This is a genomic window from Bifidobacterium asteroides, from assembly GCF_019469425.1.
GTDB lineage: Bacteria > Actinomycetota > Actinomycetes > Actinomycetales > Bifidobacteriaceae > Bombiscardovia > Bombiscardovia asteroides_I.
The window spans coordinates 737,021-762,243 of sequence record NZ_CP048272.1 but is presented as its reverse complement, the minus strand read 5'-3'; the positions used below and the strand labels follow the sequence as shown (position 1 = coordinate 762,243).

20 protein-coding genes are annotated in these 25,223 nt (G+C 62.1%); 4 read left to right on the top strand and 16 right to left on the bottom strand.

Annotated features, from left to right (window positions below):
• Window positions 1–77 precede the first annotated feature (77 nt).
• The 11 genes from GYM67_RS02875 to GYM67_RS02825 all read right to left on the bottom strand — a co-directional run bounded on the left by GYM67_RS02875 (window position 78) and on the right by GYM67_RS02825 (window position 14,067).
• Complete coding sequence (locus GYM67_RS02875; RefSeq protein ID WP_220237043.1) at window positions 78–1,226, bottom strand: histidinol-phosphate transaminase; 1,149 nt, start codon at window positions 1,224–1,226, stop codon at window positions 78–80.
• Complete coding sequence (gene hisD / locus GYM67_RS02870; protein WP_220237042.1) at window positions 1,223–2,620, bottom strand: histidinol dehydrogenase; 1,398 nt, start codon at window positions 2,618–2,620, stop codon at window positions 1,223–1,225. Before hisD ends, GYM67_RS02875 begins: the two co-directional genes overlap by 4 nt.
• Window positions 2,621–2,702: 82 nt before the next feature.
• Window positions 2,703–6,260, bottom strand: a complete 3,558-nt coding sequence (gene dnaE / locus GYM67_RS02865) for a DNA polymerase III subunit alpha (protein ID WP_220237041.1) — start codon at window positions 6,258–6,260, stop codon at window positions 2,703–2,705.
• A gap of 43 nt (window positions 6,261–6,303) precedes the next feature.
• A complete protein-coding gene (locus GYM67_RS02860) occupies window positions 6,304–7,233 on the bottom strand; it encodes an RluA family pseudouridine synthase (RefSeq protein ID WP_220237040.1) in 930 nt (309 codons plus the stop codon).
• A complete protein-coding gene (locus GYM67_RS02855) occupies window positions 7,230–7,760 on the bottom strand; it encodes a signal peptidase II (protein WP_220237039.1) in 531 nt (176 codons plus the stop codon). Before GYM67_RS02855 ends, GYM67_RS02860 begins: the two co-directional genes overlap by 4 nt.
• Before the next feature lie 21 nt (window positions 7,761–7,781).
• On the bottom strand, window positions 7,782–9,077 hold the full coding sequence (locus tag GYM67_RS02850) for a DivIVA domain-containing protein (protein ID WP_220237038.1): 1,296 nt from the start codon (window positions 9,075–9,077) through the stop codon (window positions 7,782–7,784).
• A 91-nt stretch (window positions 9,078–9,168) separates the two neighbouring features.
• Entirely contained in the window at window positions 9,169–9,453 is a 285-nt protein-coding gene (locus GYM67_RS02845; protein WP_220237037.1) for a YggT family protein, read from the bottom strand.
• Between the two features lie 41 nt (window positions 9,454–9,494).
• Window positions 9,495–9,962 (bottom strand): cell division protein SepF, encoded by a 468-nt coding sequence (locus GYM67_RS02840; RefSeq protein WP_029677902.1) that lies wholly within the window; start codon window positions 9,960–9,962, stop codon window positions 9,495–9,497.
• An 18-nt stretch (window positions 9,963–9,980) separates the two neighbouring features.
• The gene (gene ftsZ, locus GYM67_RS02835; RefSeq protein ID WP_220237036.1) at window positions 9,981–11,153 is read right to left on the bottom strand and encodes a cell division protein FtsZ; all 1,173 of its coding nucleotides are present in this window, start codon (window positions 11,151–11,153) and stop codon (window positions 9,981–9,983) included.
• Window positions 11,154–11,384: 231 nt separating this feature from the next.
• On the bottom strand, window positions 11,385–12,563 hold the full coding sequence (gene dusB, locus GYM67_RS02830; protein ID WP_396019995.1) for a tRNA dihydrouridine synthase DusB: 1,179 nt from the start codon (window positions 12,561–12,563) through the stop codon (window positions 11,385–11,387).
• Window positions 12,550–14,067 (bottom strand): glycine--tRNA ligase, encoded by a 1,518-nt coding sequence (locus GYM67_RS02825; protein ID WP_220237034.1) that lies wholly within the window; start codon window positions 14,065–14,067, stop codon window positions 12,550–12,552. The genes dusB and GYM67_RS02825 overlap by 14 nt, the downstream gene beginning before the upstream one ends.
• Before the next feature lie 196 nt (window positions 14,068–14,263).
• Between GYM67_RS02825 and GYM67_RS02820 the strand changes: the two genes are divergently transcribed.
• The 4 genes from GYM67_RS02820 to GYM67_RS02805 all read left to right on the top strand — a co-directional run bounded on the left by GYM67_RS02820 (window position 14,264) and on the right by GYM67_RS02805 (window position 18,862).
• Window positions 14,264–14,599, top strand: a complete 336-nt coding sequence (locus GYM67_RS02820; RefSeq protein WP_220237033.1) for an MTH1187 family thiamine-binding protein — start codon at window positions 14,264–14,266, stop codon at window positions 14,597–14,599.
• A 58-nt stretch (window positions 14,600–14,657) separates the two neighbouring features.
• A complete protein-coding gene (locus GYM67_RS02815) occupies window positions 14,658–15,731 on the top strand; it encodes a LacI family DNA-binding transcriptional regulator (protein WP_220237032.1) in 1,074 nt (357 codons plus the stop codon).
• 264 nt (window positions 15,732–15,995) lie between these two features.
• On the top strand, window positions 15,996–17,288 hold the full coding sequence (locus tag GYM67_RS02810) for an MFS transporter (RefSeq protein WP_220237031.1): 1,293 nt from the start codon (window positions 15,996–15,998) through the stop codon (window positions 17,286–17,288).
• 50 nt (window positions 17,289–17,338) lie between these two features.
• The gene (locus GYM67_RS02805; RefSeq protein WP_220237030.1) at window positions 17,339–18,862 is read left to right on the top strand and encodes a glycoside hydrolase family 32 protein; all 1,524 of its coding nucleotides are present in this window, start codon (window positions 17,339–17,341) and stop codon (window positions 18,860–18,862) included.
• A gap of 222 nt (window positions 18,863–19,084) precedes the next feature.
• Here the strand turns inward: GYM67_RS02805 and GYM67_RS02800 are convergent, their stop codons facing one another.
• The 5 genes from GYM67_RS02800 to GYM67_RS02780 all read right to left on the bottom strand — a co-directional run bounded on the left by GYM67_RS02800 (window position 19,085) and on the right by GYM67_RS02780 (window position 25,154).
• Window positions 19,085–20,281 carry an MFS transporter gene (locus tag GYM67_RS02800; protein ID WP_220237029.1) on the bottom strand — a complete coding sequence of 399 codons (1,197 nt, stop codon included), beginning with the start codon at window positions 20,279–20,281 and terminating at the stop codon, window positions 19,085–19,087.
• Between the two features lie 88 nt (window positions 20,282–20,369).
• Window positions 20,370–21,800: an amidohydrolase gene (locus GYM67_RS02795; protein WP_220237028.1), complete on the bottom strand. Its 1,431-nt coding sequence runs from the start codon at window positions 21,798–21,800 to the stop codon at window positions 20,370–20,372.
• 165 nt (window positions 21,801–21,965) lie between these two features.
• Window positions 21,966–22,760: an isoprenyl transferase gene (locus GYM67_RS02790; protein ID WP_220237027.1), complete on the bottom strand. Its 795-nt coding sequence runs from the start codon at window positions 22,758–22,760 to the stop codon at window positions 21,966–21,968.
• Between the two features lie 3 nt (window positions 22,761–22,763).
• Window positions 22,764–23,486, bottom strand: coding sequence for a DNA repair protein RecO (gene recO / locus GYM67_RS02785; RefSeq protein ID WP_220237026.1), 723 nt, complete (start codon window positions 23,484–23,486; stop codon window positions 22,764–22,766).
• Window positions 23,487–23,501: 15 nt separating this feature from the next.
• Complete coding sequence (locus GYM67_RS02780; protein ID WP_220237372.1) at window positions 23,502–25,154, bottom strand: alpha/beta hydrolase family protein; 1,653 nt, start codon at window positions 25,152–25,154, stop codon at window positions 23,502–23,504.
• Between the last annotated feature and the right edge of the window lie 69 nt (window positions 25,155–25,223).

The window sequence follows — 25,223 nt, the reverse complement described above, 5'->3', positions numbered from 1 at the left end:
CCGCGCATCCAGTCCGTACTAGGGCCCCTGCACGGCGTCTAGACCACCAGCATAGCCGTGCCGCTGGTCTGATCCTCCTAGAACCGCTTGAGGACATGAACCAGGGTTTGGCGGAATCGCTCCATCTCTGCATCCGTGCCCATGCAGACCCTCAGGAAGCCCTGAGGACCCACGGCCCGGATCAGCACGCCTTCATTCTTCATGGCTTCGAAGACGGCATCGCGGTCGGGGAAGGTGCCGAAGAGGATAAAGTTGGAGGCCGAGGGGACAACGGTCAGGGGCCGGCCATGGAAAATCTGTCCGGCCAGCCACTCAGCGGCTTCCCGACGGGTCTGGCGGAGCCGATCCACCCGAGCAAGCTGGAGATCGGTGTGCTCCAGGGCAGCCAGGGCCGCAGCTTGGGTCAGGGCGCTCAAGTGGTAGGGCATACGAACGATGCGGACCGCGTCGACTATTCCCTGGGATGCTGCCAGGTAACCCACCCTGGCGCCGGCGAAGGCGAAGGCCTTGGACATGGTCCGGCTGACTGCCAGGTGGTCGTATTGCCCGATCAGACTGACGGCCGAAGGCGTACCCGGGTCTCGGAACTCGATGTAGGCCTCATCCACGATCACGATGGGCCGGGCGGACGGATCCGCGCCCGCTACAGGGACCTTGGAGCAAGCCTCCAGGAGCCTGGTCAGCTGATCCATGGGCAGAGGCGTCCCCGTGGGATTGTTGGGGGTGGTCACCAGGACCAAGGCGGGGCCTAGCGCCTTGATGCGCTCGATGGTCGTTTCAATGTCCAGGCTGAAATCAGACAGCCGATGAGCCAGCTCCCAGTCGGTGAAGGTGTCCCTGGCGTACTCGGGATACATGGAGTAGGTCGGATCGCAGCCCAAGGCGGTCCTGCCCGGTCCACCGAAGGCCTGGAAGAGCTGGAGCATGATCTCATTGGAGCCGTTGGCCGCCCAGATCTGCTCGGGTTGGAGCGAGGTCCCTGACTCCTCCTTCAGGTAGGCAGCCAGAGCCCGCCGCAGTTCCTCATGCTCCCTGTCCGGATAACGGTTGAGACCGGGGGCCATCTGGCGCACACGCCGGCAGATGGCATTGACCACCTCCTGGTCAAGGGGGTAGGGGTTCTCGTTGACGTTCAGACAGACCGGGACATCCAGCTGGGGGGCGCCGTAGGGCTCCTTCCCCACCAAGTCCCTACGCAGGGGAAGATCGGCAGGTATGACACTCACCGCAGACCGGCCTTCTCTTCGTTGGCTTCCAGGTCGGCCTTGTCGTAGGGGTCGTCCAGGAACCGGCTCAGGACGCACTCGCCATGGGCGGGAAGGTCCTCGGATACGGCGAAATCATTGATCTTGGCGGCGATGGGCTTAAGCCCTTCCTGGTCATATTCGATGACTTCTACAGGCTTAATGAAGGTGTGGACGCCCAGGGCCACGTCGAACCTGGCGGTTCCGCCTGTGGGCAGGACGTGGTTGGATCCGGACATGTAGTCGCCCAGGGGCACAGGAGCGCAAGGGCCGCGGAAGATGGCGCCGGCATTCCGAATCCGGTCGATGACGGCATCAGGATCGGCCGTCTGAACCTCCAGATGCTCGGCGGCATAGGCATTGGCCACGTCGATGGACTGGTCGATTCCGTCGGTCAGGATGATTCCCGACTGGTTGCCGCCCAAGGAGGTGCGCACCCGGTCGGCATGCTCGGTCCTAGGCACCCTTCGATCCAAGGCCTTCTGAACGCCCTGGGCCAGGTCCTGGCTGTCGGTGATCAGCACCGAGCCGGCCAACTCGTCATGCTCGGCCTGGCCCATCAGGTCTGCCGCCACCCAGTCGGGGTTGGCCTGCTCGTCGGCAAGAATAGCGATTTCCGTGGGTCCTGCCACGGCGTCGATTCCCACCATGCCGGAGACCATCTGCTTGGCCGTCGCAACAAAGATGTTGCCCGGACCGGTGATCTTATCGACCGGGTCGCAGAGAATCTCCCCGTCCTGAGGTTCCGACCCCTTGACCCCGTAAGCGAACATGGCTATGGCCTGGGCACCGCCCACGGCATAGACCTCATCCACCCCCAGGATGGCGCAGGTGGCCAGGATGATGGCCGCTGGCATGCCACGGGGGTCGTCAGAGGCGGGCGGAGTGGCCACGGCCAGGGAATCGACGCCAGCCACCTGGGCGGGCACTGCGTTCATGATGACCGAGGAAGGATACAGGGCCTTGCCTCCCGGCACGTAAAGACCTACGCGTTGGATCGGGATCCACCGCTCGCTGACTCGGGCGCCGGGTGCCAGGTCGGTGGCCATGGGCTTGGGCACCTGGGTGGCGCAGACCTTGCGGATGCGCGTAACGGACTCCTCGATTGCCGCCCTGACCTTAGGATCCAGCCCCTCCAAGGCCTCCTGCATGGCCCATGCCGGGACCCTCAGATCATGAGGACGCACATGGTCGAACCTCTCCTCCAGGTCGCGCAGGGCAACGGCTCCATGCTCGCGCACCTGGTCCAGTATGGGCTGCACCTGGGCGCTGGCCTCCCGGGTGCCCATATCGGCACGGGGCATGGCGGCGAGGAGTTGGGCGCGGGACATGGTTTTCCCGCGCAGATCCATGGTTCTCATCATGAGCTTTGACATACTTTGATGGTAGTGAACTTTTATGTCGCCGACGCCAGCAAATCACTACCGTCCCGAATGGTGAGACGGTTCCGGGCCCGTCCTAGGCCGACGGCAGGCAGGAGGGTCCGAACACCGACTTGATCTCGGCCATCATGGAGGTGTCGTGCCTGGTGCGGAATCCGTCGCCAAAGGTCAGCAGACGGACGTTGCCCCGGTCGTCGGTGACGGCCAGGCGGACCAGGCAGTAGCCGGGGTGGGACTTGAGTATCCGGGCCAACCGCTCCATGTGCCCCCGATCCAGGGCCTGCCTGGGCAGGGTGATGGTCAATGGCCGCTCGTCCGCCGACTCCAGGACAGGCACCTCCATATCGTTGACTCGGATGTTGGTGACCTCGTCACGCAGCTCGACCACCCCTTTCACCCGGATGACCGAGTCCAGGGCCAGGTCGTCGGAGTGGGCGTCATAGACCTTGCCGAAGAACATGCACTGAATGGAGCTCTCCAGGTCTTCGATGGTTACGATGGCCCAAGGGTTGCCCTTCTTGGAGACCCTGCGGTCCACGGCAGTGACCAGCCCAGCCAGGGTCACCGCCTTGCCGTCCATGCCCTTGGACCGGTTGAGCAGCTGGGCGATGGACATGTCGCGCATGCCGGCCAGAATCGAGGTCATGCCGCTCAGCGGGTGGTCAGACACATACAGACCCAGCATCTGCCGCTCGAAGTTGAGCTTGGTTGACTTGTCCCACTCGTCGATGTCGGGCACAGTCACCTGGGCGTCGCCCAATGCGTCCTGCTGGGGCGCGCCGTCATCGGCATCGGCGAAGAGGTCGAACTGGCCCTCGGCCTGCTTGCGTTTGATGGGCATGACCTGGTCGACGGCCTCGTCGTGGATCTGGAAAAGAGCCCTTCGGTTGGGGTCGATGCCATCGAAGGCACCGCCTTTGATCAGGGATTCCACGGTTCGCTTGTTGAGCACCTCCATGGGCACCCGCTTAACGAAGTCCATGAAATTGACATACTTGCCCCGAGGTCCCTGGCGCTCCTTGATGATGTCCGCAACCGCCTTGTCGCCCACATTGCGGATGGCCCCCAGACCGAAGCGAACCACGTCGCCGACAGCGGAATACTCGGCCACGGACTCGTTGATGTCAGGCGGCAGAATGCGGATGCCCATCCTTCTGGCCTCGCCGAGGTAGAGGGCGGTCTTGTCCTTGTTGGTCCGCTCGTTCTGCAGCAGGGCGGCCATGAATTCCACCGGATAGTGGGTCTTCAGGTAGGCGGTCCAGTATGCGATCAGGGCGTAGGCGGCCGAGTGCGCCTTGTTGAATGCGTAGCCGGAGAAAGGCACCAGGACATCCCAGACCGCCTGGGCGGCCTCCTGGGAGTAGCCGTGCGCCTTCATGCCCTCGAAGAAGGGCACCTGCTCCTTGGCCAGGACGTCGGGCTTCTTCTTGCCCATGGCCCTTCGCAGCACATCGGCTCGGCCCAGGGAGTAGCCGGCCAGAATTCGGGCTGCGGACTGGACCTGCTCCTGGTAGACGATCAGGCCGTAGGTTTCGTCCAGCACGCCCGCCAGGGGCTTGGCCACCTCGGGGTGAATGGGCTCGATCTTCTGCAGCCCGTTCTTGCGCTTGGCATAGTTGATGTGCGAGTTCATATCCATGGGCCCCGGCCGATAGAGGGCGATCAGGGCGGAGATGTCGTTGAAGTTGTCGGGCTTAAGCATCCGCAGCAGAGAGCGCATGCCGTCGCCATCGAGCTGGAAGACGCCCAGGGTATCGCCCCGGGACAGCAGTTGGTAGGTCTCCTTGTCGTCCAAGGGGACCTTCTCGATGCTGATGGGCTCCTTGCCGTTGCGCTCGATGTTGGTGACCGTATCCCTGATGACCGTCAGGTTGGACAGCCCCAGGAAGTCCATCTTGACCAGCCCCAGGGTCTCGCAGGTGTGGTACTCGAAGGTGGTGGTCACCGTGCCGTCGGTGCGCTCCATCAGCGGTGAGGTATTGGTGATGGGATTGGAGGCCATGATGGTGGCGCAGGCGTGCACGCCGGTCTGGCGGATGATGCCCTCGATGCCCTTGGCCTCCTCGGTGATCCGCTTGACATCCGGGTTGGACTCGTACAGGTCGCGGAACTCCTTGGCCTCCGGGTAGCGCTTGGACTGGGGATCGAAGATCTCCTTGAGGCTCATGTCCTTGCCGTTGACCGTAGGCGGCAGGGCCTTGGTGACCTGGTCGCCCACGGAGTACTCGTAGTCCATGATCCTGGCTGAGTCCTTCAAGGCCTGCTTGGTCTTGATGGTGCCGTAGGTCACGCACTGGGCCACCTTGTCGGAGCCGTACTTGCGGCCCACATAGTCTAGGACCTTCATGCGCCCCTCGGGGTCGAAGTCCACGTCGATATCAGGCAGGGAGACGCGCTCGGGGTTGAGGAAGCGCTCAAAGATCAGCCCATGCTTGAGCGGGTCCAGCTCGGTGATGCCCATGGCATAGGCCACCATGGATCCTGCCGCCGATCCACGGCCCGGCCCCACCATGATTCCGTGGTTCTTGGCCCAGTTGATGTAATCGGCCACCACCAGGAAGTATCCTGTGAACTGCATCTGGCAGATGACCCCGCACTCGTAGTCAGCCTGGTGGGAGACCTCCTCGGGCACCCCGTCCGGGTAGCGGTTCTTCAGCCCCTCGTCCACCTTCTTCAGGAAGAGAGAGGTCTCGTCCCAGCCTTCCGGGCAGTCGAAGCGGGGCATGAAGGCCCCGTCCTCGTGGTCATCGAACATGACGTTGCAGCGTTCCGCAATCTCCAAGGTGTTGTCGCAGGCTTCGGGGAACTCCTTGAAGATCTCGCGCATCTCCTGGGCCGAGCGGATGTAGTAGCCGCTGCCATCGAACTTGAAGCGGCCGGGGTCGGTCAGCCGGGACCCCGAGTTGATGCAGAGCAAGGCATCCTGTGCCGAGGCATCCTCCTCGCGCACATAGTGCGAATCATTGGTAGCCACCAGGGGTGCATCCAGACGACGCGCGATCTCCAGCAGATCCTTGGTCACCCGATGTTCGATCTCCAGCCCGTGGTCCATCAGCTCCACGTAGTAATTGTCCTTGCCGAAGATGTCCTGGAACTCGCCGGCGGCCCTCAGGGCCTCGTCGAACTGTCCCAGCCTCAGTCTGGTCTGGACAATGCCGGATGGGCAGCCGGTGGTGGCGATGACCCCCTGGTGATAAGTGGACAGCAGATCCTTGTCCATGCGGGGCCACTTGCCCACCAGGCCCTCCAGGTTGGCCACCGAGGAGGCCTTGATCAGGTTGACCAGGCCTATGTCGTCGCTGGCCCAGAGGGTCATGTGGGTGATGAAGCCGCCGCCGGAGACATCGTCAGAACGCTGTTCGTCGGTTCCCCAGTGGACCCGGCTCTTGTCCTGGCGGGCAGTCTCAGGGGTCACGTAGGCCTCGATGCCGATGATGGGCTTGATGTCGGCATCCACGGCCGTCCGCCAGAGCTCGTAGGCCCCGTGCATATTGCCGTGGTCGGTGATGGCTACGGCCGGCTGTCCCAGCCGTCCCACCTCGGCAACCAGGTCGGGGATCCTGCTGGCCCCGTCCAAGGTGGAATAGTGGGTGTGGGTGTGAAGATGAACAAAGTCTGACCGGGTTGAGGACATATCTCCAACTTACCCAGGATCCTGGCCGAATCGCCGGAGTCCGCTAGTTGCGTATACCAGTGGCGCTCTGACGCTCGATCTGCAGGGAGCGGCGCAGATCGGCCGGGTAAGAGGAGACCACCTTGGTCCAGATTTTGGTGCGCGGATGGCGGAATTCCAGGCGCATGGCATGCAGCCACTGCCGCTTCAGGCCCAGTCTGTCCGCCAGGTCGGGGTTGGCCCCATACATGTGGTCGCCCACCAGGGGGTGGCCTATGGAGGAGAAGTGCACGCGTATCTGATGGGTGCGCCCAGTCTCCAGATTGACGCTGACCAAGGTGGCCGAGCCGAAGCGCTCCAACACATCCCAGTGGGTGATGGCCTCCTTGCCGGCAGGCGTGACCGTGAATCGGAAGTCCGAGACGCGTGCCCGTCCGATGGGGGCCTCAATGGTGGCCTTGTTTTCGGTCAGGTTGCCCTGGACCAGGGCGTGGTAGATCTTGACCACCTCATGCCGGGCGAACTGCCGGCGCATCTCCTTGTAGGCCAGGTCGGACTTGCAGACCAGCATGAGGCCGCTGGTGCCCGCGTCCAGGCGGGAGACGATGCCCTGACGCCCCTGGGCCCCCATGGAGGTGATGTGGGTGCCCCGCTGCAGGAGGCTGCCCAGAACGGTTGGGCCGGTCCAGCCTATGGAGGGATGGGCTGCCACCCCCACCGGCTTGTTGACGACGACCACGTCCTCGTCCTCGTAGACCACGGGCATATCTTCGGCCACCGGCTCAACCTGTTTGGCCGGCTCGGGCTCGTCCAGCTCTATAAGATCACCGCTCATGAGGGTGGTAGCCTTGTTTACCCGACGGCCCATGATCCGCACATGGCCCTGGGCCACCAGATCGCTGGCCTTGGCTCTGGACAGGCCCAGCATCTTGGACAGGGCCATGTCCAGGCGCCGACCCACCAAGGCATCAGGCGCGGGAAGAAGCCGGGTCACTTGGCCGCTCCCCCATGTTCCGGCGTCTTGTCCCTGTCGCTGAACCGCACATTGCAGATAATGAGCACCACTACGGCCATGCCTGCCAGGGTCAGATACACGTCGGCCACATTGCCCACCGACCAGCCGTAGTCCAGAAAGTCGACCACGGCACCGTCAAGAAAACCGGAAGCATAGGTCGCCCTGTCGATCAAATTGCCTGCTGCCCCGGAAAAGGCCAGGGAGAGGACCAGGGTCCAGACCATGGAGGTGGTGCGCAGAGCCAGAACAATGATAAGCAGACAGGCCGCCAGAGCAATAAGGGATATGACCCAGGTGCTCCCGGACCCCAATCCAAGCGAAGCCCCGGGGTTGCGCACCAGACGCAGCCCACGCAACGGTCCAGGCAGAGCCACTCTGATCCCGTTGCCCAGCCGGGCCACGGCCAGGGCCTTGGTCACCTGGTCCAGGGCTATGGCCACTGCCGCCAGAGCAACGAAGACGGCCACGCGCCCGCGCAGCCGTCTCTTGTATGTGTTCTTGGTCATTACCGGATGGAATCAGTGGGCCTATTCGGACTTCTTCTCCATGGACTGGTAATTGCTGGTGTCCGAGATCTGGTTGATCAGCTGGTTGAGGAACTCGGTCAGCTTGCTGCGGTAACCCGCCTCGAACTGCTTGAGCCCCTGGATGTTCTCCTCAAGAACCTTGGACTGATCCATGAGCTTGTTCTTGACATCGGCTGCATAGCGGTCCGCTCCGTCGCGGGTGTTCTTGTCATATTCCTGCGCCCGGGTCTGCACTTGGGTTTCGTACTCGTCGGCCTGGGCGTGCTGGCGCTTGGAATAAGCGTCAGCATCGGAACGGGTCTTGACCGAGTACTCGTCAGCCTGGGAGCGTACACGCTGCGAATAGCCATCAGCCTCGGAGTGCACTCGCTTGGAGTACTCGTCCACCTCGGCGCGGGTCCTCTTGGAGTAGTCCTCCGCCTTCTTGACGATGTCGTCATGCTGGGCATGGCCCTCGGCCACCAGCTGAGAGGCGTTGGCTTTGCCCTTGTCTACATACTGGTCGTGCAGCTGCATGGCCAAGGTGAGCATGGCGGTGGCCCTCTCGGGCTCGCTGCTGGCCTCGGCGCCAGCACCAGCAATCCGCTGCAAGCTGCCCGTTTCGGTGGGGGGCTCAGACTTGGAGACCTGCTGGCGCAGCTGCTCCTCGCGCTTGCGGGACTCCTCCAGCTGCTTGTTCAGCTGCTCGGTGCGTTGCTGCTGTTCCTGAGAGGCCTTCTGGGCCTGGGCGACCTGCTGGCGAACCGTGGCCATGCTCTGCTGGGAGGCATTGACCTGGTTGGTCAGAGCCTGGACCTGCTGGCGGGCCTGGTCGCGCTCCTTTTGCATGGCGGTCAGCTGGTTGGTCAGCGCCTGGGTGTTGTTGCCCGCGGCGGCCTGGGCAGTCAGCTGGTCGATCTGCGAGTTGAGCTGCTCGACCTGACGTTTGAGCTGGTCGTTCTGGGAGGCCAGGGTCTTGACCTGACTCTGGGACTCGGCCAGGAGACGCTTGGTCTGGGCATCCACGGCAGGCTGCTGGGCGGCATTACCCTGGGCCTGCTTCAGATCCCGGTTTTCTGTCTGCAGGGATTCCACCTGAGCCGTCAGGTCAGAGATCTTGGAGTTCAGCGAGGCCACGTCGGTACCCAGGGACTGGGTGGAAGCGGTGTTGCCTTGCATGGCCTGCTTGCCCAAGGCTTCAACCGTGTCGGTGACCTGATCCAGGAAGTCGTCAACCTCGTCGACGTCGTAGCCTTCCTTGAACCGCACTGTCTGGAAGGTATGCTCCCTTATGTCATTAGGCGTCAATAGAGCCATATGTTTCTCCACCTCGCTTCAGGCCAACCAGCCCGATTGTGTTCTCTTACTGCATGCTAGCACGGAGTCTGCCGTATCCGCGGTCTTGCCTTTATCCCAGCAGCACCTGGATGATAATCAGGGCGGCATAGAGCACCATGAAGGAGACGTCGAGCTGGATCCTGCCCATGGGCAGGGGCGGAATGTACCGGCGCAGCCAGCGCAGGGGCGGCTCAGTCAAGGCATAGATGACCCGAATGAGCGAGGCCAGGAAGCCGCGGGGATACCAGCGAGGCGACAGAACCATGACCCAGTCCAGAATCATCCGCACGAATAGGATGAGCAGGTAGGTTTCAATGCAGATGTCTACCAGATATCGGATAAAAGGAACAAGCATGCGTCTTTAGGCTCCTGCGGACACGGCTGCCAGAGGGTCGGTCACTGGGCGAAAAGCCCCTTGGCCGAAGAGCCTGATTCGGGCTCCTCCACCTTGATGTTGACCTGTGCAGGACTGAGCAGGAAGACCCTGGGGGTGACCCGCTCAATGGATCCACGCACCCCGAAGACCACGCCGGCTGAGAAATCGACGATCCTGTAGGCCACCGACTCGGACACGCCAGTCAGGTTGAGGACCACCGGCACCCCATCCCGCAGGGCCCTGCCGACCATCTGGGCATCCTCATAGGACTTGGGATGGATGGTGGTGATGCGGTTGATCCGGCTCTGGAAAGGCGTGGATTCGGCTTCCTGGCTGCTGGACGTGGATTGCGGAGCCATAGGAGTCACAGAGTGATCAGTGTCGAAGCCATCGCGGGCCTCGTCATCGTCGGCCAGATCGTCGTCATCGTCATCCACGACATCCGACATGCCGAAAAAGGACATTGCGTTCTTCATCAATCCTGCCATACCTGCTCCTTCGCCTGATTACCGCAGAAAGTCAGGGATATCCAGATATCCCGGGTCGGAGGTGCCGTCATCGCCGGAGGCAGGGGGCACCACATCGTGTTCGGAGGTCTCATCGGACTCCGTCTGGACAGACGGGGTCGTCAGTGGCTGCTGGGGCTCCTGGACCGGAGTGGCCGCCGCAGGTGCGGTGGTCGTGTCCACTGCAGGGGCCGGAGTCTCATCTTTCTTTGGGGTGGGATCGAATCCGGCTGCGATGACCGTGACCCGCACCTCGTCCCCGTAAGCGTCGTCCAGGGCCAGGCCCCAGATGATCTGCGCCTCGGGATGGATGGCATCCTGGACCAGCTGGGCGGCTGCAGATGCCTCCTGCATGCTCAGGTCGGTGGGGCCGGCCACGTTGATCAGGGCCCCATGAGCACCTTCGATGCTCTCCTCCAAGAGCGGAGAGGAGATGGCGATCTCGGCGGCCTGGGTGGCTCGATCCTCGCCCCTGGCTGCGCCGATGCCGAAGAGGGCTGTGCCGGCGTCCTTCAAGATGGCGGTGACATCGGAGAAGTCCACGTGAATGTAGGAGTTCATGGTGATCAGGTCGGTGATGCCCTGAACGCCGGCCAACAGGGCCGTGTCGGCTGTCTTGAAGGCATCCATGACCGAGACCGTGCGATCCGAGAGGTCCAGAAGCCGGTCATTAGGGATAACGATGAGGGCATCGACCTCCTTGCGCAGGTTCTCGATGCCCGATTCGGCGGAAGCAGAGCGCCTGGGCCCCTCAAAGGTGAAGGGACGGGTGACCACGGCGATGGTGAGCGCGCCTTGCTGACGGGCTGCACGCGCAACCAGGGGGCTGGCACCGGTGCCTGTGCCGCCGCCCTCCCCTGCAGTGACGAAGACCATGTCGGCGCCCTTGAGGACCTCTTCAATGTCGGACTGATGGTCCTGGGCAGCCTTGGCGCCCTTCTCCGGATCAGCTCCGGCTCCCAGGCCGCGGCTGTTGGCATCAGAAAGTGAGATCTTCACATCGGCTTCTGAGCGCAGGAGATCCTTGGCATCGGTATTGATGGCCACAAACTCGACATTCTGCAGACCTTCGGCAATCATGCGATTGACAGCATTGCCACCGGCTCCACCAACACCAACGACCTTGATGTTGGTCTTGTCGTTGAAATTGTCATTCTGGGCAATCTCGCTCACAGTATGCTCCCGTCACTCACGTTACGCTCAACTCTAGCGCAGGTCATATACGCCAACACGCATTTGCCCACAGGCGTTCCGACCCTCCCTGACGGCCGTGGGCCTAGGGTCCGGGAGGTCAGAGCCAACCGCCCCAGCCTTCCGAAAGAACCTCCACGCCGTTCTGTCCGTATTCTAAACCCTGATTCTAGACCCGGATGCGCATGGTTGGTGACGGGAATATTTCCAGCTTCAGTAGGAGGCATCCATAGGGTCGTTGCCGAAGAGCGTTTCGCGCTCCTGATGAGTGGTGGTCCGAGAATCCAGCCAGCCATAGGGCAGGCGGACCTTCTTGGCATAGCGAACCCGACCCCGAGGCTTGCCGGCCACGGCCTGCGGATAGGGCATGTCCTGGTCCAGGTCAGCGATGCAGCGGTCCATATCCTCCAGACTCTCGCAGGCCATGAAGTCGCGGCGCACCTGGCCGCCCACGGCGAAGCCCTTCAAATACCAAGCCACGTGTTTGCGCATATCATGGACCGCCATACGCTCGTCGCCGTCGTAGAACTCGACCAGGAGTCGGGCATGGCGGGCCACGATAGCCCCAACCTGGCCCAAAGTGGGCTCCTGCCGCTCCGGAGAGCCAGCCAAGGCTGCCGCTATGTCGGCAAAGAGCCATGGACGGCCCTGACAGCCCCGGCCAATGGCCACGCCTGCACAGCCGGTCTGAGCGAACATGTCCAGGGCATCCTCGGCGGTCCAGATGTCGCCGTTGCCGAAGACAGGGATGTCTATGGCCTGGACAAGCTCGGCGATCCGGTCCCAGTCGGCATGGCCGCCATAGTATTCAGCTGTAGTTCTGGCGTGCAGGGTGACGGCGGCGCAGCCTTCCTCCTGGGCGATGTGGGCCGCCTCCATGAAGGTCTCGTGCTGGTGATCGATGCCCACCCGGATTTTTGCAGTGACGGGGATTCCGGCAGGCGAACAGACAGCGACAACACGATGGACCAGTTCAGCAAAGAGGTCAGTCTTCCAGGGCAGGGCGGACCCGCCGCCATGCCTGGTGACCTTGGGGACCGGACAGCCGAAGTTCATGTCGATATGATCGGCCCACCCTGCATCGACCACCATCCGGGTGGCCTGCTCCATAATCTGCGGGTCTACCCCGTACAGCTGCAGGGAGCGCACCTTTTCCTGAGGGGCGAAGCGACAGAGCCTGAATGCCTTGGGATTGCGCGCCACCAAGGCCCGGGCCGTCACCATCTCCCCCACATACAGTCCGTCAGGTCCGTACTCGCGGCAGAGCAGACGGAAGGGCCAGTTGGTCACGCCCGCCATGGGCGAAAGCATGACCGGCACAGGCACGGTTATCGGGCCCAGCTGCACCGAAGCAACCTTCGGGGTCGGGCGATCAGCCTCAGTACCGGCCACCGGCCTCGGCCACCTTGATGGGTTCGCTCTCATCCATTCCTGGCTCGCTGGACAGGTCCGTGTAGCCGTCAGCGGCGCGCGCGCCGGTCAAGCCGGACGGTCCCATGGGGTAACGCACCCGCTGCTCGCCGACGACCCGGCGCACATAGTCCTCTACTTGGTCCAGGGCCACGCGGTCCTGCTGCATGGAGTCGCGGTTGCGGATGGTGACCGCCTTGTCGTCCAGGGTGTCGAAGTCCACGGTGATGCACAGGGGGGTGCCGATTTCGTCTTGGCGACGGTAGCGGCGTCCGATGGCGCCGGACTCGTCGTAGTCCACCATCCACTCGTTCTGGCGCAGGTCGGCGGCCAGGTCATGGGCAATCCGCTGCAGATCGGGCTTCTTGGACAGGGGCAGGACGGCAGCCTTGACCGGGGCCAGCCTCGGGTCCAGACGCAGCACGGTGCGCCGGTCGACCCCGCCCTTGGTGTTAGGAGCCTCATCCACGTCATAGGCATCCACCAGGAAGGCCATCAGCGAGCGCGTCAGACCGGCCGCAGGCTCAATCACATATGGGATGTAGCGTTCCCCGCTGGCCTGGTCGTAGTAGCTCAGATCCTCGCCCGAGTGCTCGGCATGGGCCTTGAGGTCGTAGTCGGTGCGGTTGGCCACACCCTCCAGCTCACCCCACTCGGAGCCCTGGAAGCCGAACCGGTACTCAATATCCACAGTCCGCTTGGAATAGTGGGCCAGCTTTTCTTTGGGGTGTTCGTAGTGGCGCAGGTTCTCGGGCTTGACGCCCAGATCCACGTACCAGCGGGTTCTGGCGTCGATCCAGTACTGATGCCATTGTTCGTCGGTGCCGGGGTGAACGAAGAACTCCATCTCCATCTGCTCAAACTCCCGGGTACGGAAGATGAAATTGCCGGGCGTTATCTCGTTGCGGAAGCTCTTGCCCATGTTGGCGATGCCGAAGGGGGGCTTGGAGCGGGAGGAGGCCATGACGGACTTGAAGTCAACAAAAATGCCCTGGGCGGTCTCGGGACGCAGATAATGCAGGCTCTTCTCGTCCTGGACGGGTCCCAGGTGGGTCTGCAGCATCATGTTGAAATCGCGCGGCTCGGTCCACTGTCCCTTGGTGCCGCAGTCCGGGCAGGGAATGTCCTTGAGGCCATTTTCCGGATCGTGGCCGTGCTTCTCGACGTAGGCCTCCTCCAGGGTGTCGGCCCGGTGCCGCTTGTGGCAGTTCAGGCACTCGATCAGGGGGTCATTGAAGACGGACACGTGGCCCGAGGCCTCCCAGACCGCCGTGGGCAGGATGACCGAAGTGTCCACGCCAACCACGTCGTCGCGGGTGACCACCATGGTCCGCCACCACTCACGCTTGATGTTGTCCTTGAGGGCCACGCCCAAGGGTCCGTAATCCCAGGCCGAGCGAGTGCCGCCGTAGATCTCCCCTGCGGGAAAGACGAATCCCCGGCGCTTGGCCAGGGAAATGACCTCATCCAGTTTCGATACTGCCACTGATCACACCTTCTGCTTGGGAACCCCTCCTGGGGGCATACGACCTGATGACCGGCCTCCAGCATACCTTCGGCTGGTGACCTGTCAGCGTAGAGGCCTACCATCGAGACAGGTGCGGGAGGCCGCGCAGGTGGCCGCAGGGGACACCGGGCATCCTGCCTACGAACACACCAATCGATGTGGGAAGGTTCCCGATATGCCCGACATAAGCGATTCATCCTACATGAATACCGTAGCCGAGGTCACGATCGCACCCTCAGGTCAGGGTGAAGAGCTGTCCACCTACGTGGCCCAGGTCATCAAGGTCATCAGGGATTCGGGACTGCCTAATCAGACCAATGCCATGAGCACCGTCGTCGAGGGGGATCTGCATCGGGTCATGGAGGTCGTGGAAGAAGCTGCACGGGTCCTGGCCGAACAGGGGTATCGGACCGGCGTCAGCCTCAGGCTGGACATCCGTCCCGGCAAGCGGGATCAGATTCACGAGAAGGTGGAGCGAGTCAACCGGATTCTAGGCGGGGAAAACCGCTGAAACCCTGCCACTCAAGATCAGCCGGGCTGAAATCGCCTGAGCAAGTTAAGGTGTGCCCATGATCACGATGAAGCAGATCGCCGAACGCACAGGCGTATCCGTCTCCACAGTCTCTCTGGTGCTCAACGGCCATGACGAGGGCAGAGTCAAGTCGGAGACTGCACGGAGGGTGCGCAGTACAGCCAAGACCTTAGGCTATCGGCCCAATCCCATGGCCCGGTCGCTGCGCACCAGCAAGACCGGCATGCTGGGCTTCATCAGCGAAGAGGTGGCCACCACGCCCTACGCTGGCGCCATCATTCAGGGTGCGCAGGATGCGGCCGCTGAGCGTGGCTATGTGCTTCTCACTGTCTCCACCGATGGGGGCATCCGGGAAGCCGAGCAGATCCAGGCCCTGAAGCGCTATGGGGTGGACGGATTCCTCTTCGCCAAGATGTACGACCAGGATGTTGACCTGCCACAGTCTCTGCGCTCCTGCCCCGCCGTGGTGGTCAATGCGACGGAGCGGGCCAGCCGCTGTCCGAGTATAGCCCCTGACGAGTTTCTGATTGGCTACGATGCCACCCGCCACCTGATCGAATCAGGCTGCCATCGGGTGGCCTACCTGGGCACCACACAGGATTTGCCGGCGCAAGAAGACAGAATGCGCGGATATCACACAGCTCTCAAGGAAGCCGGCCTGCCTACAAGCCAGACCTTGATCCGACTGGTCGGATTCAACCAGGATGCCATGGATCAGGCGGACGACCTGGTGGACGAACAGCACCCCGATGGGGTCTTCTGCTTCAATGATTCACGTTCGTTCTACCTCTACCAGGCCGCCGCAACCCGCCATCTGGTCATCGGCAGGGACCTCAATCTGGTGGGCGTGGACAACCACCAGGTCGTCGCTGAAACCACGGCACCCCCCTTGACTACAGTTGAACTGCCTCACTACGAGATGGGCTTCTGGGCAGTGCGACGGCTGCTGGTGCAAATCAATCCCCGTCGCGTTGCCCTGCCCCTGCCCAAAACCCGTGCCGTCCTGCCGCCGCTTGATCAGGCTGGCGGAGTGCGCATTCATTGCGCCCTTATTCGCAAGGGCTCCACCCGCCTCGACACCGGCTCGGACCCGGTCCCGGCCAATCCCTAAAGCCAGAGTCACACCTCCCCCTTCCCTGTCGCAAGATGGTGAGCCAAGGCCGGATTCTGGCTGGCTTGGCGCCAGTCACCAATCAGTCAACATCCCCTGCCAGTTGCCCATCGTGTCCGATGGGAAGGCACAACAATCGTCAATCGTTTGACGTAAATCGATTGACGGCTTACTATAACTACCAGGTCCGCTCTGCACACAGGAAGTGCATCGGACTGGGAGGCACTGCGGGGAAGCGGTGCACGACAAGGAAAGAGGGGCAGCATGGCCGCCAAATTATCGGCGTGGAGGAATCCATCATATTTGGAATCCTCTACCGGAATATTCTTCTTCTTCTGCGCCTGGGGCATCTGGTGGTCTTTCTACCAGCGGTGGCTGGTGACGGGACTTGGCATGACCAACACCCAGGTTGGCAACATATACTCCATCAATTCCGTGGCCACCCTGATCATCATGTTCGTCTACGGGGTCATTCAGGACGAGCTGGGCGTCAAACGCCGTCTGGCCGTATTCATCGCCGCCATTGCCGCCCTGGTCGGGCCCTTCGTCCAATTCATCTATGCGCCGCTTATGCGCAGCAACATGATGCTGGGCGCCATGCTGGGCGCCATTGTCCTCTCTGCTGGCTTCATGTCCGGCTGTTCACTGATCGAAGCCATCACCGAACGTTACTCCCGCAAGTTCGGCTTCGAATACGGACAGTCCCGTGCCTGGGGCTCCTTCGGCTACGCCATCGTGGCGCTGATCGCCGGCTTCGTCTTCAATATCAACCCCATGATCAACTTCTGGCTGGGTTCCGTCTTCGGCCTGTGCATGCTGCTGGTCTACGCCTTCTGGATCCCTGACGAGCAGCGCGAAGAGATCCACCGCGAATCGACCCCTGACGGCGAAAAATCCCAGCCTTCACTGAGAGACATGCTCCACGTACTGGGCATGCCGGCCCTCTGGCTGCTGATCGTCTTCATGATCTTCACCAACACCTTCTACACAGTCTTCGACCAGCAGATGTTTCCCACTTACTACGCCAACCTCTTTGCCACGCCGCAGTTGGGCAACCAGGTCTACGGCATCCTCAACTCCTTCCAGGTCTTCCTGGAATCGGCCATGATGGGCGTCGTCCCCGTCATCATGCGCAAGATCGGCGTCCGCAACTCCCTGCTGCTGGGCGCTACGGTCATGTTCGCCAGAATTGGCCTGTGCGGCTTCTTCCACGACCCGGTCATGGTCTCCATCGTCAAGCTCTTCCACTCCATCGAAGTCCCGCTCTTCAGCCTGCCGGCCTTCCGCTACTTCACACTGCACTTCAACCCCAAGCTGTCCGCCACCCTTTACATGGTGGGCTTCCAGATTGCCTCCCAGGTCGGCCAGGTAGTCCTGTCCATCCCGCTGGGCATGCTCCACGATCGCGCCGGCGATCGGGTCACTTTCTACACCATTTCATTGGTGGTGCTGGTCGCCCTGATTTACGGCATCTTCGTGCTCAAGCGCGACGATCAGCAGGTTGACGGCGATCCCTTCATCAGGGATTCGCAGAAGTCCGCCGTGACCCAAGGCTGATCCCCACGTCAACCATAATCAGCACCCCTCCAACCCGAAAGGATTCAAGGATGAACCAGTCAGCAACCAAGAAAAACACCGATATGAGCGCTCAGCTGGAGAAGGCCCAGAAGAGCATCGATCGGCTCTTCGCCACCCGAAACGACCGCTGGTATCCCCAGTGTCACATCGCCTCCAAGGCCGGATGGATCAACGACCCAAACGGCCTGAGCTACTACAAGGGGCGCTATCATGCCTACTTCCAGCTCAACCCCTATGGGAACGTGTGGGGAAACATGCACTGGGGGCATGTGTCCAGCGCCGACCTGGTCACCTGGCGGCGCGAGCCCCTGGCAATGGCGCCCACACTCGAGGTCGAGAAGGACGGAGTCTTCTCCGGATCGGCCGTGGTGGGCGACGACGGCCGTCTGACCATCTACTACACCGGTCACCGCTGGCGCAATGGGATCAACGATGATGACGGCAACCTCCAGGAGCAGTGCATGGCTGTCTCCTCCGACGGCATCCACTTCGAAAAGAAGGGGCTTGTCATCCCCTGCCCCGACGACAAGATCCTGCACTTCCGCGATCCCAAGGTGTGGAAGATGGGCGAGCTCTGGTACATGGTCTTCGGAGTCAGCACCCCCGCCCATCGCGGCGAGATCTGGATGTATACCTCAAATGACATGGAGCACTGGACCTTCGACCAGGTGATATATCAGCACCCCGACCCCGAGGTCTTCATGCTGGAATGCCCCGACATGTTCCCCCTGGAGGACAAGTGGGTGATCTGCTACTCGGCCATGGGCCTGAAGCCCCATGGGTTCGAAGCCCGCAACCACAACAACGCAGGCTACGTGATCGGCAGCTGGCAGCCCGGCGGCGACTTCCATCAGGAGACTGAATTCCACCTTTGGGATGACGGCCATAACTTTTATGCGCCGCAGACCTTCCAAGCCCCTGACGGCCGCCGATTGGTCTTCGGCTGGATGAGCCCCTTCACCGAGCCCATCCCCATGCAGGAGGATGGCTGGTGCGGCCAGTTCACCGTACCCCGCGAGGTCACCCTGGCCGGTGATCATCTGCGCTGCCTGCCAGTACGCGAGTTCTCCAACCTGGACCGGGACCAGCAGGACTTCGGTCCCATCGAGCTGGGGGTCAACGGCAGCCAGGACCTGGTGGACGACGCGCAGACCGCTGACATCAATATGGAGATCGATCTGAACAAGTCCCAAGCCGAACGCATCGGTCTGGAGATCCACAGGACACAATCCGGCGATCATACGCTTGTCTGCTATGACGACCAGCTGAGCCGCGTGGTGCTCGACCGCCACTGCAACACCTACGGGGACCGGGGCTATCGCACTGCTCCCGTCGACAAGTCCTCGGGCAAGCTCAAGCTGCGCATCATCGTGGACAGAGGCTCGATCGAGGTCGTCGTCAACGACGGGCTGGAGATCATGTCATCCTACTCCTTCCCCGCCGAAGGACCGCGGGGCATCCGCCTGATCGCCGAATCCGGCGAGGGCAAGGCCCGGATCGACTCCCTCTCGATCGCCAGACTGGGCACCATCTGGGAGCAGCCGGATCGCTGATCCTGCTCCCCTAGTCGTCATGGGAAGGGCCCGCCACCTGAAATCGCTCAGGGGGCGGGCCCTTCGTCTAGCAAGCGACACTTTCAAGCATCCATAATCAGCACCAAAAAATCGGAGATCCTAGAAGGAGTGCCGGTCCTTTGACCGTGACTCCTTGCCATGGTCACAGACGGCTGATCTTCGAAACCGGAAGGCATTGATCAGACCGATCCGGCCTGGGCTTTACTCGCCGACCTTGACCAGCAGAGCCATCAGCCCGGAGGCGATGGCCGCCGCACCCATGAAGAGGAAGGCTCCAACGAAGGAGCCGCCGGCGGCCTTGACCAGGTAGCCGATGATCATGGGAGCCAGGAATCCGCCCAAGGTGCCGCCGGTATTGATGATGCCGATGGCGGAGCCGATAATGTGCGGGTCCATGATCTTGTGCGGCCAGGTGAAGATGCCGGTGAAGGCGACCACGGAGACGCAGGAGACCAGAATCAGCAGCAGGAGGGAGAGCCAAATGTTGCGCGAGAAGACAAAGCAGACGACCAGGACGGCACTGATTACCCCCGCGCCCAGGATGGCCACCTTCTCCCTGCCTAGGAAGAGCTTCGAGAGCAACCGACCGGCATAGATGGTGGCGACGGTCGTGAAGATCGCATTGACCGCCAGCAGGATGCCCGCCTGACCAATCGAGAGACCGAAGGTGTTTCTTATGAAGGTGGGCATCCAAGAGATATTGCCGTACAGGAGGATGTTGAGCAGAAGCATGGCCGCGAAGAGGACCAGTACGTTCCGATTCTTCAGGATCTCGAGGAACCCTGCCCCCTTGGCTCCGGGCTTCTGGTCAACCTCGGGCTGGCGGGGCTTGGAGGGCACGAAGATCAGAATGCAGGCAAAGGCCATCAGATAGAGAGTGCCCAGCACGCCGTATGCCAGATGCCAGTTGATGGCGACCAGGTTGGCGCCCAAGATGAAAGCCATGATGCCGCCGATACCCGAGGTCGACAGAATCAGCGACTGTACGAAGGTGCGCCGTTCCTGGGGAAAGTTCTCCGCAATCGACTTGGAACAGGAGGGCGGGTAGCCGCCGTGGCCCATGCCAGCGAAGAACCGGACGATGATGAAGAAGACCAGACCATTGGCCAGGCCAAATAGGTAGCTGAACAGACCGATGATGATCATGGAGGCCATCAGCACCCGCTTGGCCCCAAGCCGGTCGGCCAGCCATCCGCTGGGTATCTGCATGAGCGAATAGCCCAGGAAGAAGGCCGACATGATGATGCCTGTCTGCCCCGAGTCAAGGTGGAACTGCTCAGAGATTGGGATGATGGCGGTCGAGATCATGTTCTTGTCCATGTACACGATCGAGTAACCGGCCATCAGGGAGAAGATCAGCGTTCCGCTCGCCGTTTTTGAAGATAGCTTGATTGCCATTGGTCTGTCATCCTTCAGTCGAAGCCAACCGCCGCTGGGCGATTCGATCCACAAAGATCACAGGGCCCGGCGGCAGCCGAATAGCAAGTCAGTGAGGCATCACATCGTCAGGGATGACAACCTTGTACTCCTGGCCGGCGAATGTCTTGCTGAAGTCCTCCTTGGCGGCCTTTACCAGGGCCGGGTTGGTAAACGCATCATAAGCGGTCAAAGCCAGGGTCTTGCCCGCCGCAAGCAGACCCTTGTGGGCCACCGAGGACTTGCCGTTGGCCGCCCATTGCCAGGAGTGTGGTGAGGTTCCCTGGGGCTCGAACCCGCCGCTGAACTGGGCGGTGGGCGTCTGCCAACTGACATCGCCAACGTCGGTGGACCCCGATGCCGTATCGGTGAAGGCCAGCGGATACTTCTTCAGGGCCATGGTGGACTCGGCCATCTTCCGGACTTCCTCCTCCGGAAGATCCGGGAAGGCTGCCTTGGTGCGGCTGAGCACCCTCTGCTTGCCGGCCTCGGAAACCGTGTCGGTGTAACGGCGTTCGTAGTCCAACTCCTGCTGGTCCAGGGGCAGGGGGCCGACGACGTCCAAGTTCCTGTCTATGGCCTCGGTCAGCGGATGGTTGGGAATGAAGTTGTAGCAAGCCGCGTCGAACTCCTCCTTGACCTGGGTCTCGGTCATCAGGGCCGCACCCTGGGCGATCTTCACCACACGCTTGAACAGATCCTGAGCCTGATCCATCCTGGGGGCACGTACGAAGTAGTAAAGACGGGCGTGGGACTGCACCACATTGGCCGACTCGCCGCCTGCGTCGATAAAGGCGTAGTGCACACGGGCCTCATCGATCATGTGTTCACGCAGGAATTGCACCCCCACGTTCATCAGCTCCGCAGCATCCAAGGCGCTCCGGCCCAGCTCAGGGGCCGCAGCCGCGTGCGCTGGCACGCCGGTGAAGTCGAAGTAGGCCTGCAGAACTGCCAGGCTGGAGGAGCCCCAGGCCTGGGTCACGTCCGAGGGATGCCAGGACAGGGCCAGATCCAGCCCGTCGAAAACCCCGTCCCTGGCCATGAAGGCCTTGCCATAGCCCGACTCCTCAGCAGGGCAGCCGAAGACCTTGATGGTCCCCTTGAGGCCTTTTTCCTCCATGAAGGTCTTGATGCCCACGCCTGCCGCGACGGCTGCCATACCCAGAATGTTGTGGCCGCAGCCTTGCCCGTTGCCGCCTTCGACCAAGGGCTTGTGTTCACCCAGATCAGCCACCTGGCTGAGGCCTCCCAGGGCATCGTATTCGCCAGTGATGCCGATCACAGGACGGCCCGAGCCCCAGGTCGCCACGTAGGCATAATCCATATGGCCAACGCCCTTCTCGATGCCAAAGCCCTCCTGCTGCAGCACCTTGTAGTGCTGCTGGACCGACTCCTTCACGGCAAACCTTGTCTCGGGAGTACCCCAAATATGGTCGGCAGCCTCGATGAACTCCTGTGACTTGTCATCGATGATCTGCATGATGCGTTGCTTGTCGTCCACGCCTGTCGCTCCTTTGCTCAGTTTGCTGCCCTGATTTCCACAGCGGCCATGAGTTGCTCCGCTGTGATAAGACACATACTACCTTTCAAGGGCATTGCGAGAGTGCTCAGACATGTAAATTCGGACGACTATGGCTGCCTTCGCATAATGGGAGTGGCTGTTTCCTCAGCCATTTTCCACGCCGCCGAAGCGCCTGTCCCTGTGGATGTAATCGTCGATGGCCCGCCAGAGCACCTCGCGCCCGCAGTCAGGGAAGAGCTCGGACACGAATTCCAGCTCCGCGTATGCCGCCTGCCAGGGCAGGAAGTTGGAGGTGCGTTGCTCCCCTGAGGTGCGCAGAACCAGGTCGCAGTCCGGTATGTCGGGGTTGTAGAGGTGCTGGGCGATCATCTTTTCAGTCACCTTGGAGCCCTTGATTTGCCCGGCCGCCACCTCCCGGGCGATGTCAGTGGCTGCATCGGCAAGCTCAGCCCTGCCCCCGTAGTTGATGCAGAAGATCACATCAATCCTGGTGTTGTGGCGGGTGCGCTCCATGGCCGCCTCCAGCTCGTCAATGACCGACTTCCAGAGCCGGGGCCTACGACCCGCCCAGCGCACGCGCACTCCCCAGTCGTCCATCTGGGCCACTCGCCGATGGATGATATCCCTGGAGAAGCCCATCAGAAAACGGACCTCAGCCGGCGAGCGTTTCCAGTTCTCCGTGGAGAAGGTGTACAGGCTCAGGTAGCGGACCCCAGCCTCAATGGCCCCGGCTATGGTGTCGAAGACCACCGGCTCGGCAGCCCGGTGACCCTGGGTGCGCTCCATGCCCCTCTGCTTGGCCCAGCGGCCATTGCCGTCCATGATCACACCCAGATGACGAGGGACTGAACCCTTGGGAAACTGCGGGATACGCGCGGGATCGGAGAAGGGGGCTGCAGGCACATTCAGGGAGGTGTAGTCGACGGGGTCAAAGCTCATGCTTCACGAATCTAATAGCCGCAGAGATCTGATGGGCCGCTCCAGGTAATATTCGCCCCATTTCTCGACAAGACCATCGCAGAGGGGGATAGAACCCTTGCCGTCCAGCTTGGGCCAGTCCCCGCTGCTCAACGCCCGGAAGCGTGCCAGGGTGGCTGGATCTACCGCCACAGCGTCAGTAGGCCTGTCCCGACTGCAGACCACCCCGCCTCCGGGCACCGAAAAGTGGGTCAGCTGGTCGGTCCGCCCGCAGACGATGCAGGAATCCAGCCGGGGCCGCCAGCCAGCCAGCGCCAGGGAGCGCAGCAAGTATGAGGCGCCGATGTCACGGGGGCCATGCCGGTGACCTGCCAGACTGGCCAGGGCGGAGACCAGCAGACGGTATTGCTCCGGAGCCGGCTCGTGCTCGCCCACCACCAGCTTGTCGGCGGTCTCAAGCATGACGCCCCCGTTGGCGTAGAGGTCATAGTCGGCGCATATGGCATCCGCATAGGGAGCTGTGCAGGCCGCCTGGGAGACGATGTCCAAGTTGCGACCACGGGAGATAAGCAGGTCGTCACGCATGAATGGCTCCAGCCGGGCGCCGAAGCGGGACTTGGTCCGTCGCACCCCTTTGGCTACGGCCCTGACCTTGCCGTGTCCCCTGGTCAGAATGGTGACAATTCGGTCGGCCTCGCCCAATTTGACCGTTCTGAGGACCAGGCCCTCGTCACGATAGATGGCCACGACGGTCCCGTCCTTTCATTGGTAGATGAACAGGCCCCAGAAAGCGAAGATCAGCAGGACCCCGAACATGGCCAGGGTGGTGACGATGAAGAGGGCAACGCCAAAGCGGGTGGAGGCCAGTACAGGCCTGGGGTCCATGTTCCGCATCTGCTGCCGAAGACTGGGGCCGCCGGCCTTGCTTGTGCGGACCTGGTCGGGCAACCGGTCCAGTCCCCTCAGGGAGGCTACTTCGACCATGCGGGCGAAGGTGCGTGACCAGGCCCAGATGACCAAGGCGCAGACCACTTGGATGACCGGCCAGCTCCAGTAGCTGACCCCAGCCTGGTCGGGCACGCCGCCCCAGCCCAGACGTACCACCGCCATGATGACCTGGCCCAGACCGGCTCCGAAAAGGACCAGGGTGGCCATAGTGGTGCCGGTGATGGTTGCCAAGGTGCCGCCGAAGCCATGGCTGAAGCCCAGGACCGGGTCCTTGCGGCGGCGCAGACGGAACAGTTTCATCAGACCGGCCGCCAGGGCCATGGCCAGGGCCGCCAGCAATAGCACCAGGGTCAGCAGGTGCAGGACCAGCATATAAATAGTCAGCGAGCGCCGCCCCCTCAGATCAGTGGGCACGGCGATGGACTGATGGATGGTGGCCCCGCCCACGCTAGGGCTGGTCTGGTGCAGGCCATGGGCCTGGCCCACCGCCCAGTCGATCATGTCCTGCTGGTAGTGGTCGGCCAGGGGCGTGCCGGTCCGGGCCTCATCCCCCAGCCGCAGCACATGGTTGGAGACCGGATAGGAACGCACAGTGACGTTCTCATTGCCGGAGGCATGAGCTTTGGAGAGCACGCGCTGCACGCCCTCCACCTGGGCGGTCATGACATCCTTGGCCCCATAGGCCAGCAGGGTGGGAATGGCGTAGGTGTAGCGGTCAGTAGGGTCGATATCCAGATTGTTCAGTCCCAAGAGGGAGGCATCGGTGCTGAAGAGCCGACGGACCACCGACTGGTAGCCCTGGTTGGCCCCGGCAATAGCGAAGTCCTGGGCCACGAAGAAGCCCATGGCGTGCCGCGGGGAATAGACCATTGGGCTCAGCAGGATCTGGAAGGCTATGCGGTGGTCCATGGTCAGCAGCATGGCGGCGATCCAAGTGCTCTCGCTGGTGGCATAGATGCCCACCTTGGATGCATCCACATCATCCCGGTCGCGCAGCAAATTGGCAACCCGCTCGTAGGCCCTGGCCGAAGCGGGATAGTCCCGGTCGGCATCCGTGGTTGACCAGACCGGCTTGTCCAGCACGGCAGTGACGAAGCCAGCAGAGGCCATGGACCGGGCCACGTCCCCGAAGGAGTTGTCGCATGTGCCATAACCGGCGCCATGCATGAAGACTACAGCCGGCCGATGGCCGGAAGCCCCCTGAGGAGCACGAATCAGAATCCGAATACGTTGGCGCTCGCCAGTGGCGGGCCTTTCCATGCTCAGTTCCTGGTGACGGGATTCGACCTGGTACTGCCCCACGGTATCCCTGGCAACCCCGGCAGGCCAGTCAAAAGTGACCGCGGTGTCCGGAGTCAGTGTGGGGAAATTCTGATCCACTGGTTCGTATTTCCAGGGAACGGCGGTCAGGTGTGAGACAGAAGCCAGCAGACCCATGAGAATCACGAAGACAGGCAGGCTGGTCATCAGCCGCCTGACCCTGCTCCACCGACTTGCGGGGAGGGAACGCTCAACCTCTTGGGACACGACGGCCAT